This window comes from Ruegeria sp. AP7, assembly GCF_056539905.1.
In genome coordinates, this window is record NZ_JBQFVT010000001.1 from 633,369 (window position 1) to 646,761 (window position 13,393).

The 13,393-nt window shown below is 54.1% G+C and carries 15 protein-coding genes; 10 read left to right on the top strand and 5 right to left on the bottom strand.

The features are described 5' to 3' along the window. The first annotated feature begins 18 nt into the window (after positions 1 to 18). Positions 19 to 1,281, top strand: a complete 1,263-nt coding sequence (locus ACR0KN_RS03105; protein ID WP_480651286.1) for a glutamate-5-semialdehyde dehydrogenase — start codon at positions 19 to 21, stop codon at positions 1,279 to 1,281. On the opposite strand, the gene ACR0KN_RS03110 is transcribed toward ACR0KN_RS03105, so the two are convergent. Then, complete coding sequence (locus tag ACR0KN_RS03110) at positions 1,278 to 1,874, bottom strand: histidine phosphotransferase family protein (RefSeq protein WP_480651288.1); 597 nt, start codon at positions 1,872 to 1,874, stop codon at positions 1,278 to 1,280. The two genes, ACR0KN_RS03105 and ACR0KN_RS03110, sit on opposite strands and share 4 nt — an antisense overlap. Positions 1,875 to 1,916: 42 nt before the next feature. Here ACR0KN_RS03110 and ACR0KN_RS03115 point away from each other — a divergent pair, with 42 nt between their 5' ends. From ACR0KN_RS03115 to tsf, 5 genes are all read left to right on the top strand, one after another. After that, entirely contained in the window at positions 1,917 to 2,099 is a 183-nt protein-coding gene (locus ACR0KN_RS03115; protein WP_010440107.1) for a DUF3553 domain-containing protein, read from the top strand. A 106-nt stretch (positions 2,100 to 2,205) separates the two neighbouring features. After that, a complete protein-coding gene (olsB, locus tag ACR0KN_RS03120; protein WP_480651290.1) occupies positions 2,206 to 2,961 on the top strand; it encodes an L-ornithine N(alpha)-acyltransferase in 756 nt (251 codons plus the stop codon). Positions 2,962 to 2,965: 4 nt separating this feature from the next. Next, positions 2,966 to 3,802 carry a lyso-ornithine lipid O-acyltransferase gene (gene olsA, locus ACR0KN_RS03125; RefSeq protein ID WP_170470207.1) on the top strand — a complete coding sequence of 279 codons (837 nt, stop codon included), beginning with the start codon at positions 2,966 to 2,968 and terminating at the stop codon, positions 3,800 to 3,802. Between the two features lie 166 nt (positions 3,803 to 3,968). Then, positions 3,969 to 4,769: a 30S ribosomal protein S2 gene (rpsB, locus tag ACR0KN_RS03130; RefSeq protein WP_010440118.1), complete on the top strand. Its 801-nt coding sequence runs from the start codon at positions 3,969 to 3,971 to the stop codon at positions 4,767 to 4,769. 76 nt (positions 4,770 to 4,845) lie between these two features. Further along, complete coding sequence (tsf, locus tag ACR0KN_RS03135) at positions 4,846 to 5,721, top strand: translation elongation factor Ts (RefSeq protein ID WP_170470213.1); 876 nt, start codon at positions 4,846 to 4,848, stop codon at positions 5,719 to 5,721. 371 nt (positions 5,722 to 6,092) lie between these two features. Here the strand turns inward: tsf and ACR0KN_RS03140 are convergent, their stop codons facing one another. From ACR0KN_RS03140 to ACR0KN_RS03150, 3 genes are all read right to left on the bottom strand, one after another. Continuing rightward, positions 6,093 to 6,845: a LuxR family transcriptional regulator gene (locus ACR0KN_RS03140; protein WP_170770871.1), complete on the bottom strand. Its 753-nt coding sequence runs from the start codon at positions 6,843 to 6,845 to the stop codon at positions 6,093 to 6,095. After that, the gene (gene aroQ, locus ACR0KN_RS03145) at positions 6,842 to 7,291 is read right to left on the bottom strand and encodes a type II 3-dehydroquinate dehydratase (RefSeq protein ID WP_480651293.1); all 450 of its coding nucleotides are present in this window, start codon (positions 7,289 to 7,291) and stop codon (positions 6,842 to 6,844) included. The genes ACR0KN_RS03140 and aroQ overlap by 4 nt, the downstream gene beginning before the upstream one ends. Positions 7,292 to 7,422: 131 nt before the next feature. Next, positions 7,423 to 8,424, bottom strand: coding sequence for an NADPH:quinone oxidoreductase family protein (locus ACR0KN_RS03150; protein WP_480651295.1), 1,002 nt, complete (start codon positions 8,422 to 8,424; stop codon positions 7,423 to 7,425). Positions 8,425 to 8,552: 128 nt separating this feature from the next. Here ACR0KN_RS03150 and ACR0KN_RS03155 point away from each other — a divergent pair, with 128 nt between their 5' ends. Genes ACR0KN_RS03155 through ACR0KN_RS03170 form a run of 4 tightly spaced genes read left to right on the top strand, consistent with a single transcriptional unit; the run spans position 8,553 to position 12,592 of the window. Then, positions 8,553 to 9,371: an SDR family NAD(P)-dependent oxidoreductase gene (locus tag ACR0KN_RS03155; protein WP_480651297.1), complete on the top strand. Its 819-nt coding sequence runs from the start codon at positions 8,553 to 8,555 to the stop codon at positions 9,369 to 9,371. A gap of 26 nt (positions 9,372 to 9,397) precedes the next feature. Continuing rightward, a complete protein-coding gene (locus tag ACR0KN_RS03160; protein ID WP_480651299.1) occupies positions 9,398 to 10,432 on the top strand; it encodes a phosphotransferase family protein in 1,035 nt (344 codons plus the stop codon). 27 nt (positions 10,433 to 10,459) lie between these two features. Next, positions 10,460 to 11,677: a serine hydrolase domain-containing protein gene (locus ACR0KN_RS03165; RefSeq protein WP_480651301.1), complete on the top strand. Its 1,218-nt coding sequence runs from the start codon at positions 10,460 to 10,462 to the stop codon at positions 11,675 to 11,677. A gap of 48 nt (positions 11,678 to 11,725) precedes the next feature. Beyond that, a complete protein-coding gene (locus ACR0KN_RS03170; RefSeq protein WP_480651303.1) occupies positions 11,726 to 12,592 on the top strand; it encodes an acyl-CoA thioesterase in 867 nt (288 codons plus the stop codon). On the opposite strand, the gene ACR0KN_RS03175 is transcribed toward ACR0KN_RS03170, so the two are convergent. Next, positions 12,589 to 13,356, bottom strand: a complete 768-nt coding sequence (locus ACR0KN_RS03175) for an SDR family oxidoreductase (protein ID WP_480651305.1) — start codon at positions 13,354 to 13,356, stop codon at positions 12,589 to 12,591. The genes ACR0KN_RS03170 and ACR0KN_RS03175 overlap by 4 nt on opposite strands. Positions 13,357 to 13,393: the final 37 nt, after the last annotated feature.

The window sequence follows — 13,393 nt, forward strand, 5'->3', positions numbered from 1 at the left end:
ACCTGAAAGGCTTACGAGATGAAAGACTTCGACAGTATTCCCAGCCTGATGGAAGACCTCGGCAAGCGCGCGAAATTGGCTTCGCGCGAACTGACATTTGCCAGCGCCGAACGAAAGCACGCGGCGTTGATCGCGGCTGCAGATGCCGTATGGAACAATCGCAATGACATCATTGAGGCCAACAAGAAAGATTTGGAGTTTGGTCGCGAGAAGGGCCTAAGCCCCGCGATGATGGACCGCCTGATGCTGGATGAGGCGCGCGTTCAAGGTATGGTTGACGGCTTGCGAACCGTGGCTGATCAGGCCGATCCGGCGGGTGAGGTTCTGGCCGAATGGGACATGCCCTCGGGTCTGAACATTCAGCGTGTACGCACGCCTTTGGGTGTGATCGGAGTGATCTATGAAAGCCGCCCCAATGTGACGGCGGATGCGGGTGCGCTATGCCTGAAGTCGGGCAATGCAGTAATCCTGCGTGGCGGGTCCGAGAGTTTTCATTCGTCAACCGCTATTCATGCCTGTTTGGTCGAAGGACTGAAGGCCGCCAACCTGCCCGAAGATGCAATCCAACTGATACCGACCCGGGATCGTGCCGCGGTGCAAGAGCTGCTAACGATGACAGATTACGTCGACGTCATTGTCCCGCGCGGCGGCAAAGGTTTGGTTGGTCTTGTGCAGCGCGAGGCGCGCGTGCCGGTCTTTGCCCATCTTGAAGGCATTGTTCACATCTATGTCGATAACGCTGCAGACCCTCAGAAAACGCTGGATGTGGTATTGAATGCCAAGACACGGCGCACCGGCATCTGTGGTGCTGCGGAGTGTTTGTTGGTTCATCAGGACGTGGCGGAAACGCTTGGGCGTGACGTCATTGCGGCGCTTCAAGCGGCAGGTGTCGAGGTACATGCACAAGGCATCTTGGCCAATGATCGCACTATTGCCGCAACTGATGAGGATTGGGGCAAGGAGTTTTTGGATAGCATCATCGCAGCCAAGCCTGTTGCTGACATCGATGCTGCGATCGATCATATCAATACGTATGGTTCCAGCCATACAGATTGCATCATGACCGAGAACACTGCTGCTGCAGCGCATTTCTTTGAACGCCTCGATAGCGCGATTCTGATGCACAACGCCTCAACCCAGTTTGCCGACGGTGGCGAGTTCGGAATGGGCGCCGAGATCGGCATTGCAACAGGCAAGATGCATGCGCGCGGACCTGTCGGGGCGGCTCAGTTGACCAGCTTTAAATATCTGGTGCGTGGAAACGGAACGACGAGGGTTTAGAATCGCAGTTTCACCAGGGTTGTGGTCGTTTCTACCGCAACCCGACGCCCCATCGCAGCGGCGGTTTCGGGCAACAGTGCAAATTGAACATGCGCAGGACTGACTTTGCTGGCAAAACAGCCGGTTGAAACCCCTTTCCACAAATCGGGGTCTAGATTCAGTTTGTCGGCTGTTCCTGTCACAGTCCACGCATCACCCCGAGTTTCGATCTCCACCTCACCACCAAACGGCATCGCGCTTTCGCAGCACATCACGGCGAGGAAGGCGAGTTTAACCTGATTGCGCGGCACGGGTTCGGTCAGGTTCCATGTGATCCGAACCCGGCTCGCCTTTTCAAGATCCTTCAGCAGTTCAATTACCTCAGTTCTTCCCAGCGGTTGATCACTGGCTGCCCCAAAGGCCACGCGAAAGAACCGGATGCGCGCGCGCGCGCTTCCGACGCTGCCGGAAATCAGCTCCATCTCGGGACCCTGGACTGCGCCAACCATCTCCAACAGTTCAAGCCCGTTGGTGATTGCCCCAATTGGGCTGATCAGATCATGACAGATCCGAGAGCCGATCAATTCGGCCAGGTTGACGTCTGAAGCGCCCATGCGTACCTCCTGCTGCATCTGCCTCAGGACCCGGAGCCCAATATGACAGATCTGAATGCCATTCTTGCACCGGGCATGTATGTCCGCCACCCCGATTTCCCCGATTGGGGCGTTGGACAGGTACAGTCCAATATCGGGGGCAAGATCACCGTGAACTTTCGCGAGCAGGGGAAAGTGGTAATCGACGGGACACGCATAGCCCTGATGCCGGTCTTTGATCCGTGAAACTGGTTTAGGAAAGGTTAACAACTCAGGCGAAACGCGGGCTTGTTGCCTTTCGCAATGCAATCGCGCTATCAGCGCGCAATCACAAATAACGGACCAATCATTGATGCCGGATAAAGGCCCCTCATTCACCGTAAAACTTGCTGAAACCGAGGCTGAACAACGCGCAGCCCAGCGTCTGCGTTACGACGTCTTTGTGCGTGAACTCGGCGGCGGTGGTGAGATGGTGGACCATCAGTCCGGGCTTGAGAAAGACCGGTTCGACCCGCATTTCGATCATATGCTGGCCATTGATGATTCAACGGGCGCGGTTATCGGCGTCTATCGATTGCTTCCCGGTGAGCGAGCGGCCGAATTGGGGCAGTTCTATTCCGAGGATGAATATGACCTCACCGTTTTAAAGCAAAGCGGGCGCAAACTGTTGGAACTTGGGCGCTCGTGCGTGCATCCGGATTACCGCGGTGGCACCGCGATGTATCACCTGTGGAATGGGCTGGCGGCCTACGTCACGGAGCGCGAAATCGAAGTTCTGTTCGGTGTCGCAAGCTTTCATGGCACCGATGTCCAGAAACTGGCACAGCCGCTATCGATGCTGCATCACAACCATCTAGCCCCTCCGGATCTACGGGTCCGGGCACAGCCGGGCGTGTTTGAGTCTATGAACCTACTGCCGGCCGATGCCCTGGATCGTCGTGCTGCCATGGTTCAGGTGCCATCCCTGATCAAGGCTTACCTCCGTCTGGGTGGTTTCGTCGGTGAGGGGGCCTTTATCGATCATGCATTCAATACAACCGATGTGTGCCTGATCCTCGACACCACACGCATGAACGCGCGTCAGCGACGCATTTACAGTGGAGCGTAACGAGGTGAGCGATCCCTCATGGCAGAGCGAAGACGAACCTGATCCGATCGAACTTGGTGTTCTTGGCTGGATATTGGTGTTTTTGCGCGGCGTCCCTCTGGCGGTGCTAGTTTTTGGGGGCCTGATCGTTCTGCTGTCGATACGCTTGATCGAACGTCCATTATGTGGCGTTCAGCGACCAGTTACACCTTTCATCAGTCAATTTGTCTGCCGCAACGCGTTCAGGATCCTCGGGATAGGATTTCATAGCTCTGGTGAGTTGATGCGGGAACGTGGCGCCGTGGTCGCAAATCACACGTCGTGGCTGGACATTTTTGCGCTGAATGCCCGCAAACGCGTGTACTTTGTCTCGAAAGCCGAGGTGGCGAAATGGCCGGGGATCGGATGGTTGGCACAAGCAACCGGTACGGTATTCATTGAGCGAAATCGCCAAAAAGCTCGCGAACAGACCCGCATATTCGAAGAGCGCCTTAAAGCCGGGCATAAGCTGTTGTTCTTCCCAGAGGGCACTTCGACAGATGGTTTGCGAGTTTTGCCATTCAAAACAACGCTTTTCGCTGCATTCTTTACGGATGAGCTGCGTGAATTCATGTATGTCCAACCCGTCTCGGCCATTTTTCATGCGCCCAAAGGGCAGCCTGCGCGTTTTTACGGTTGGTGGGGTGACATGGATTTCGGGCCGCATCTGCTCAAGACGTTGGGCGCGCGACGACAAGGTTGGGTGGAATTAATATATCATGAGCCCGCCAAGGTCAGCGATTTTGAGAACCGTAAAGCTCTGGCAGCACATTGCGAACAGGCCGTGCGGCACGCTCACAGCTTGGCGCGGCTTGAAAAATAAGGGCATTTGGCCCTTGCACTGTCTCAAATCCTGTCATATACGCGCGCCATTCAAACCCGCAGGCGGGGTTTGGGTCATTTGAGGGAGACATCCTTATCTGGCCCGCCGGTTGGAGCATCCGCTTCTTTCACCCCCGCCGAGGCGTAAACCGGAAAAGGAAAATAGCATGGCTCTTCCCGAGTTCTCCATGCGTCAGCTGTTGGAAGCTGGCGTTCACTTTGGTCACCAGACACAGCGTTGGAATCCCCGCATGGGCCCGTTCATCTACGGCTCGCGCAATGGTATCCACATCATGGACCTGACCCAGACTGTTCCGATGCTGGATCAGGCTCTGCAGGCAGTTCGTGACACCGTCGCAAAAGGTGGCCGCGTTCTGTTCGTTGGTACCAAGCGTCAGGCTGCTGGCCCGATCGCCGAAGCCGCTGAAAAGTCGGCTCAGTACTACATGAACCACCGCTGGCTGGGCGGCACACTGACCAACTGGAAAACTGTTTCCCAGTCGATCAACCGTCTGAACCAGATCGACGAAGCGATGGAAGCGGGTGCCGAAGGCCTGACCAAGAAAGAGCGTCTGGGCATGGAACGTGACCAGGGCAAACTGCAGGCATCGCTGGGCGGTATCCGCGAAATGGGCGGCGTTCCTGATCTGCTGTTCGTCATCGACGTCAAGAAAGAAGCGCTGGCCATCGCCGAAGCCAACAAATTGGGTATCCCGGTTGTGGCTGTTGTCGACACCAACTGCTCGCCCGACGGTGTTGACTACATCATCCCCGGCAACGACGACGCAGCGCGCGCCATTGCCCTGTACTGCGACCTGGCCGCACGCGCCGCTCTGGACGGCATGACCGCACAGATGGGTGCTGCAGGTGTTGATCTGGGTGCATTCGAAGAAGCTCCGGTTGAAGAAGCCGTTGCCGAAGAAGCACCCGCAGAAGAAGCCGCGCCGGAAGCCAAAGCCGAAGCGTAAGCTGCCCGTCACGTAAATGACATATGGGGCAGGGTAGACCTGCCCCAATTCCGTTTGAATTGAGGAGAGCCAAAAGATGGCAATCACAGCAGCAATGGTAAAAGAACTGCGCGACTCGACCGGCGCAGGCATGATGGACGCAAAAAAAGCGCTGACCGAAACCGGCGGCAACATGGACGAAGCCGTTGACTGGCTGCGCACCAAGGGCTTGGCCAAAGCAGCCAAGAAATCGGGCCGTACCGCCGCCGAAGGTCTGGTGGCCGTTCACGTCAACGGCGGCAACGGTGTTGCAGTCGAAGTGAACTCGGAAACCGACTTCGTTGCGAAAAATGGCGAGTTTCAGGAAATGGTCGGCAAGATCACCTATGCAGCCGAAGGCGTCGACGATGTCGAAGCTCTGCTGGCTGCCGATCTGGGCGGAAAATCTGTTGCAGACACTCTAACCGACAAGATCGCCACCATCGGTGAGAACATGTCGGTACGCCGCATGTCCAAGCTGAGCGGTGACACTGTCGTGTCCTATGTCCACAATGCTGCAACCAGCGGCATGGGCAAAATCGGCGTTCTTGTTGCTCTGTCTGGCGGCGATGAAGCCTTCGGCAAGCAGGTTGCAATGCACATTGCAGCAGTGAACCCGGCGGCCTTGTCTGAGGCGGACATGGACCCGGAAGTTGTCGAGAAAGAGAAGCAGGTCCAGATGGACATCGCCCGCGAATCCGGCAAGCCGGAGCAGGTGATCGAAAAGATGATCGTCGGTCGTATGAAAAAATTCGTTGCCGAGTCGACTCTGCTGAACCAGGACTTCGTTGTGAATCCTGACCTGACCGTCGAAGCTGCGGCTAAAGAAGCGGGTGCAACCATAACCGGATTTGTCCGCATGGAAGTAGGCGAAGGCATCGTTGTCGAAAAAGAAGACTTCGCAGCCGAAGTTGCGAAGGCAGCTCAAGGCTAAAGATAAAATGCAGCCTCACTGAGGGGCTGCAATCCATAAAAGACCCGGTTGCGATGCAGCCGGGTTTTTTTGTGCTAGGCAGCTTTTCAATGCGCAGTAAACAACATCAAGGAAAAGAGGAGATTGAGGGGCCCCGCATGATGGGGATGGAAGGGCCCCTCAAAAATTCCGACAAAGCGACGCGGACGAATAGGCGCCTCTATGTCAGAGCGATCAGAGAGCTTTGGTATTACAAAGATCCAATCAAAACGTTCCCTGGCTAAAGCCACCACTCACGGAACAATACCAGTTTGCAATTTATGGGGGAGATTCGGAAAGTCATGTATTCCTTACCTTAGGTCAATTTGACGCAATGTAGCGTCAAATTAGGGTCAGGCTTCCATTACAAACATCTGGTTATGCAAAGTCGCCTTAAGCACTGCCTGCGCTGTGGTTTCAACCGAAAGCGCCTCGCGCGCCAGCCTTAGGTGCTTTTCCACCGTCGCGGCAGTCAATCCCATAAGCAACGCGATGTCCTGAGTGGTCTTTCCATCCCCCACCCATTGAAGCGCCTCTCGCTGCCGCTTAGTCAGAGCGCGGTTCGGAGCGTTGTACGGTAAGGTAAGGATTTTGAGATGAGCAACATTGTTCATCAGCAAAATATCCTTGCCGTGTTCCTGCCAGATCTCGTCCACTTCATCCTGATCATGCATTCGGGCTGCAAGTGAGATCGCGCCTTTGGTTCGCATCGAAACCGAGTTGAAGCTGACCGTATAACCCGATGTAAGACCCAAAGATTTGTTAAACTCATAAACCCTAAGTTCTTCGGGTGTCATAACACCGCTGGACATCATGTCATTGATCATGCTCCAGCTTGCCGCGCCCTCATGATCCAAGGCCCATTTCAACATCGGAGCGTGAAAATACAATCCCGAGCGTAGGAACCCATCAAGGTAATCTTTGCAGTGGTTGGACAGGATGACGAAATCCTCGGGGTCCCCCAATGATGTCGCCGTGCGATACTGGGTGTAACCATACAGCAACCGATCAAATCCGAACTTTGCCATCTGGCGGCAGTGGGCATCCCACAGCTCTTCCAATGTCTTGGTATAGCTCAGAAAGTTCAGATAATCGTTGAGGTTCATCCTGTGCCCCCCTCAGCCAAATGGGCCGCAAGGGCATTCAGCGCAAGCACATAGCTATGTGCGCCGAATCCACAAATCTGACCAATGGCAACTGGGGCGATGTATGATTTGTGTCGAAACACTTCGCGCGCGTGAATATTTGACAGATGAACCTCTACAACCGGGACTTCGGCGGAAGAAATCGCATCCATCAGCGCGACCGACGTATGGGTGTATCCACCCGCGTTCAAGACGATTCCATCCTGTTCGCCGCGTGCTGCGTGAATCGCATCAATCAATGCGCCTTCGTGGTTGGTTTGAATATGCGTGATCGTCTGATTCAGTGCCTGACCATGAGCAACACACAGGTCCTCAATCATCTTCAAGGTCGTTGATCCATAAACCTCGGGCTGCCGCGTCCCCAGCAGATTCAGGTTCGGACCATTCAGAACCAATATTTTTTGCATATTCAAACTGTCCCCATCTTCTTCTTTTTCATAAACCCGAAAATTTGAGGCGTCCAGCGACCATCGCCCCTTTGGCGCGAGTGGTTGTGTCGCATATTGGTAAGAATCTAAAGTTCTGAATGAATATCAGCTCATTTAGTTCCCATTGTGACCACAACTTTACCGAGAGTTTTGCGTTGATCCATCTTGGTGATCGCTTCCGCCGCGCGTTCAAGTGGGAACCGGGCGCTGATACGAGGGCAGATGGCACCGCTTCGATACATTTTGAACAGTTCACCCACATTCTGAGAATGCCCTTTCGGATCCCGAAATACTGACGCGCCCCAAAACACGCCGACGATTTGACATCCTTTGAGCAGCGTCAGGTTCAACGGAATGCTGGGAATGCCTGCTGGAAAACCGACGACCAGATATCGGCCTCCCCACGCCAAACTGCGCAAAGCAGGTTCGGCGTAGTCCCCGCCAACGGCGTCATAGACCACATCTACACCTTCGCCACCGGCCAGCGATTTGATTTCGGCAGATAGCGCCTTTTGCGCCGCTCGGTCCAGATCACGTGGATAAATCAGTGTTTTATCTGCACCAACGTTTTTGCAAAACTGTGCTTTTTCTTCGGACGAAACTGCCGCGATCACATGCGCGCCCATGGTTTTGGCAAGCTCTATCGCGGCAGAGCCAACGCCACCCGATGCGCCCAGCACAAGTACGGTTTCCCCCGAGAGCAGCTGTGCTCGATCTTTGAGCGCATGGTAAGACGTGCCATACGTGAATATGAAACACGCGGCGTCTTCATATGGCATATCATCCGGGATTTTGATCGCCGTCGCTGGTCTGAGCGTCAGGTGCGTGGCGAACCCTCCATGTCCTGTCAGCGCCAGAACACGATCACCGGGCAAGAAATCAACGACATCTTTGCCGACGCTGGTGATCTCACCTGCAATCTCGCCACCTGGAGCAAATGGACGAGGAGGCTTCATCTGGTAAAGGTCCCGGATCATCAGCGTATCTGGAAAGTTCACTCCGGCCGCGTGTATTCGCACCAATATCTCACCAGCCTTTGGCACGGGATCGGGCAGGGTGGTCAACTCCAATGTTTCTGGTCCGCCCGGTTTGACGCTGAGTAATGTCTGCATATGCCCCACTTGCCCCTTGCTTCGTTTGAATTGAAATCGTTGGATTACACGAACGTATTGTCAAGATGACCGCCGCTCTGGGTCTCAAACGATAGGCGCAAAGAACAGATCACCTGAAAGGAGATTTCATGACGCCCGAGACATTGTTTTCACTCAACGGAAAAACTGCGCTGGTGACAGGTGGGGCCACGGGTATTGGCCGGATGGCAGCCGAGGCGCTTGTTCGCGCCGGTGCTCATGTTCTGATTGCCTCGCGCAAGGGTGATGCATGTGAACAGGTTGCGGCAGAGTTGAACGCGTTAGGCACCGCCGGATCTGCAGAAGGTTTTGCAGGCGATATCGGCAGCGAAGTGGGTATTGATGCATTAGTTGGTGAGGTCAACAAACGAACGCAATCTATTGAAATATTAATGAATAATGCTGGTGTTACCTGGGGCGCACCGATGGGCCAGTTTCCCCACTCGGCGTGGGACAAAGTGATGTCCGTCAATGTCGCAGGTATATTCGATCTGACCCAAAAGCTACTACCGCTTTTAATGAAATCAGCCAGCGACGATGATCCAGCACGGGTCGTAAATATTGGATCGGTTATGGGCGAGGTCCCGATGGGTGACGGGGCCTACAGCTATTCCGCGTCAAAAGCCGCGGTGATTCACCTGTCAAAAATCATGGCCAAGGAACTTGCGCCGTATCGTGTCACAGTAAATGCTCTGGCGCCTGGGCCGTTCGTATCGCGCATGACCGCGTTTGCAACCGAAGATGAAAGTAAGCGCGAGCGTGTCGGCAAGGCGGTACCGTTGGGTCGCGTGGGTCGTGACGAAGATATCGCGGGCTGTATGTTGTTCCTGTGTGGCCGTGGTGGCAGCTACATCACGGGTGCGGTGTTGCCGGTATCCGGCGGTATCAACGTCCAGACAGGCGGTAACATCTTTGCCGACGCTCTTTAGCCCCAGATCGACCGCAGGTTTGGTAGATGAAAGAAACCGATAGTACATTAGATATCAACGCAGTTGAGACCTATCTTAACTCTCATCTTGATGGGTTTTACGGCCCATTGAAGGCGACAAAGTTCACCGTAGGCCAATCCAACCCGACATATTTGCTCAGCACACCGAATGAGGCATATGTTTTAAGGCGCAAGCCGCCCGGGGTTTTGCTGAAATCAGCCCATGCAGTGGATCGCGAGTTTCGCGTAATGAGCGCGCTTGCTGGCAGCAATGTGCCCGTGCCGAAAGTTCACCTGCTATGCGAAGATGACCGGGAGATAGGGTCGGCTTTTTACGTAATGGAATATCTGCAAGGGCGTACGTTTGTAGATCCGGTCATGAAGGGTGAAGACAACGACACTCGTACGGGCGTGATTGATGAAATGAACCGCGTTCTGGCTGAGTTACACATGGTCGATATTGATGCAGTTGGTCTTTCGGATTACGGGCCACCTGGCAACTATTTCGAACGGCAAATTGCCCGCTGGAACAAGCAATATCGTGCTTCTGAGACCGAAACTATCCCAGACATGAACCAGTTGATTGCCGCGCTCGAGCATCAAGTTCCAGAGGATGACAACCAAAGGACGTTGGTGCACGGGGATTATCGCATCGACAATCTGATGTTTGAAACGAATGGCACGGGCTGCATCGGGGTCCTGGATTGGGAATTGTCGACCATCGGCCACCCATATGCGGATCTCGCGGCAGTTATCATGCAATGGCAGCTGCCTCCGGGAAAAGAGGGTCGCGGATTGGCGGGCGTAGACCGAGAAAACCTTGGCTTACCAACAGATCGCGCCTTTGTCGCAAACTATTGCGCACGTCGCGGCATTCCAGCGATCGAGAACTTTGGGTTTTACCTTGCTTTCAATTTCTTTCGAATGGCTGGAATTCTGCAAGGTGTTTACAAGCGCGCACTTGACGGAAATGCATCTGATCCGAAGCGGGCACAGGCATTTGGTGCCTATGTCCCAATCTTTGCCCAACATGGCTTGTCTGCTTTACGCAGCGAGGCGTAAGCGGTTTGACCCAAACGGAGTTGCCTCATGGGATTTGATCCGACCTCATTGGCCAATATTCGCAAATGGATGAACAAGTATGTGGACCAGCGCAAATATGCGGGTAGCGCGCTTCTAATCCGCCAGTACGGGAAAGAGGCGTTCTTTCATACTTGCGGGCGGCGTTGCATAGAGAACGACCTTCCCTTCCAACGTGATAGTTTGGTTCGGATATATTCGATGACAAAACCGGTGACCTCGGTTGCCCTCATGACCCTGGTCGAACAGGGATTGTTTCATCTCGACGCTCCAGTTTCCGAGTTTCTGCCTGAATTTACGTCCATGAGGGCCCTGATTCCGGACGCAACTAGCCTTGATCAGACAGAGGATGCGCCGTCACCAAGCTTGCATCAGCTTTTGACCCATACCAGCGGGATGAGTTACCCGTTCAATCCCGGCCTGCTGCCCAAGGCCATGGACGATCTTGATCTGATCTTTTCACCACAACAGGGCCCTCTGTCAGAAAGGATTAAGCTGTTGGCGCAACTCCCGCTGGCCTTTCAACCCGGTGCGCGCTGGGAATACTCGGTCGGGATAGATGTAATTGGGCGCGTGATCGAAGTGGTTTCAAGCAAATCGCTTGATGTGTTTCTGAATGAACATATCTTCGAGCCTTTGGGTATGAATGAAACCGCGTTCTCAGTGCCTAATGGTGCAGGGGACAGGTTTGCCTCACTCTACACCCCATTGGAAGGTGACGCGATGGCGCTGAACGCCGCAAAATCAGGCGGCGAAACACTCCGATTGGTGGATAATTCCGGGCAATCTCCATTCGAGGCGGCGACTACTTTTTCCGGAGGCGGCGGGCTGATCAGTACGATCGACGACTTCAGTAAATTCGCCGAAATGTTGCGGAGCAAAGGAACAGGAAATGGCGTCAGAATCCTGGGGTCAAAGACGATGGAGTTTATGTTTCGCAATCACTTACCGGGCGACATTGCATCAATGGGGCCGCAAAGTTTCGCGGAACAACCCATGAACGGGACAGGTTTCGGTATCGGAGGAGCGGTGGTTCTAAACCCGGCACTTGCCAAATGCCCTGGTTCGGTTGGTGACTTCGGCTGGGGTGGTATGGCATCGACGTATTTCTGGGTCGATCCAGTCAATGATCTGACGACCGTATTCTTCACTCAGCTTTCGCCGTCCAGCTCCTATCCATCGCGCGCCGAATTGAAGGCGCTTGTGCATGCAGCACTCGTTGAATGATCGGTTGTCGAATGATACCGGAAAAGTCTGGATGCAGGAGACTCCAAGATGACCGAAGCCGAACGTGTACTGCTTGATCTGCTGAATATTGAGAGGCTTGAAGTCGATCTATTCCGCGGCACCGGTTCAGGTGGTGAAACGCCAACGCGCATCTTTGGCGGTCAAGTGATTGCACAGGCGCTTGCGGCAGCCTACCGGACGGTTGAAGATCGCCTGTGTCATTCGCTACATGCTTATTTCATCCGCCCCGGCGATCCGTCCATTCCCGTTATATATCAAGTGGATCGCGCACGAGATGGAGGTTCATTTACGACCCGTCGCGTGGTTGCGATCCAGCATGGCAAACAGATCCTGAACATGTCCGCCTCATTCCACAAACAGGATGATGGGTGGGATCATCAGCATCCGATTCCCAATGTTGATGGTCCAGAACACCATCCATCGCGTGACGATCTGCGGCAAAAGTACCTTGGCCGTGTTCCGGACAAGCTGAAGTCAGAGTTTCTGCGCGAACGTCCCATCGAAGTGCGCGAAGTTGATCCTCTGGACCTGTTCACGCCCTCAAAGGCAGATGATAAGAACTATCTCTGGTTTCGCATGGGTGCGGCGAATGATGCGGACACGATTACGCAACATCTTCTCTTGGCCTATGCCTCGGACATGGGGCTGCTCACTTCCGGGATGAGGCCCCATGGGCTGAGTTGGTTTACTGGCGAAATCGATGGTGCCAGTCTGGACCATGCCATTTGGTTTCATGCACCGGTTCAGTTTCAAAACTGGCATCTTTATTCCATGGAATCACCATGGACGGGGCAGGGGCGTAGCTTCAATCGCGGATCGATCTTTTCTCAGGATGGAAAGCTGGTTGCGTCAGTCGCGCAGGAAGGCCTGCTAAGGCGGCGTCGGTCACGTTAGATATCACCGATAAAGCGTTGATTAATCTTATTCATATTACTTAACCAACCATCATAGTCTTCGATCTTCATGCGCATGTAATCAAAGACTTGCGGATGCGGAAGAACCAGAAAACGCTCGGCAGAAATTGCCTCAATACAGGATTGTGCAACCTCAGCAGGCTCAATTATTCCGTCGAACGCGGCAACAGAATCTTCGTATCCACGCATCATCTCTGAACGCACAGCTTGCGGACACAAAACAGAAACTCGGATGCCACGGTCGCGATATGTCAGAGCGATCCACTCAGCAAAACCTACGGCCGCGTGCTTGGTAACTCCATACGGCGCCGCGCCGGGTATGTTGAGCAGTCCTGCGGCAGATGCAGTAAACATCATGTATCCGCCACCATGCGCGACCATCCTTGGGATTAAATGCCGCGCAGCCCAGACATGAGACATTACGTTGACTTGCCAAATACGCTCCCAATCCGTGTCAGGTACGTCAAGCCCACCAAACGTTAGAATGCCAGCGTTGGCACAGAACAAATCAATCGGAGCAATGGTATCCTCGACCACATGGATCAACTCTCGAATGTCGCTTTCTTTAGAAACATCACATCTGATTGCATCACCACCGATTTTCTTGGCCACAACCTTCGCGCCAGTAAGATCGATATCCGCACAGACCACATGTGCGCCTTCCTTTGAAAACCGTTCTGCAAGACCTTTGCCGATGCCACTTGCTGCACCGGTGATTACAACGGTTTTTCCATTCAGATCCATCACGATATCCGTGTTCTACATTTCAAACACAGCGTAA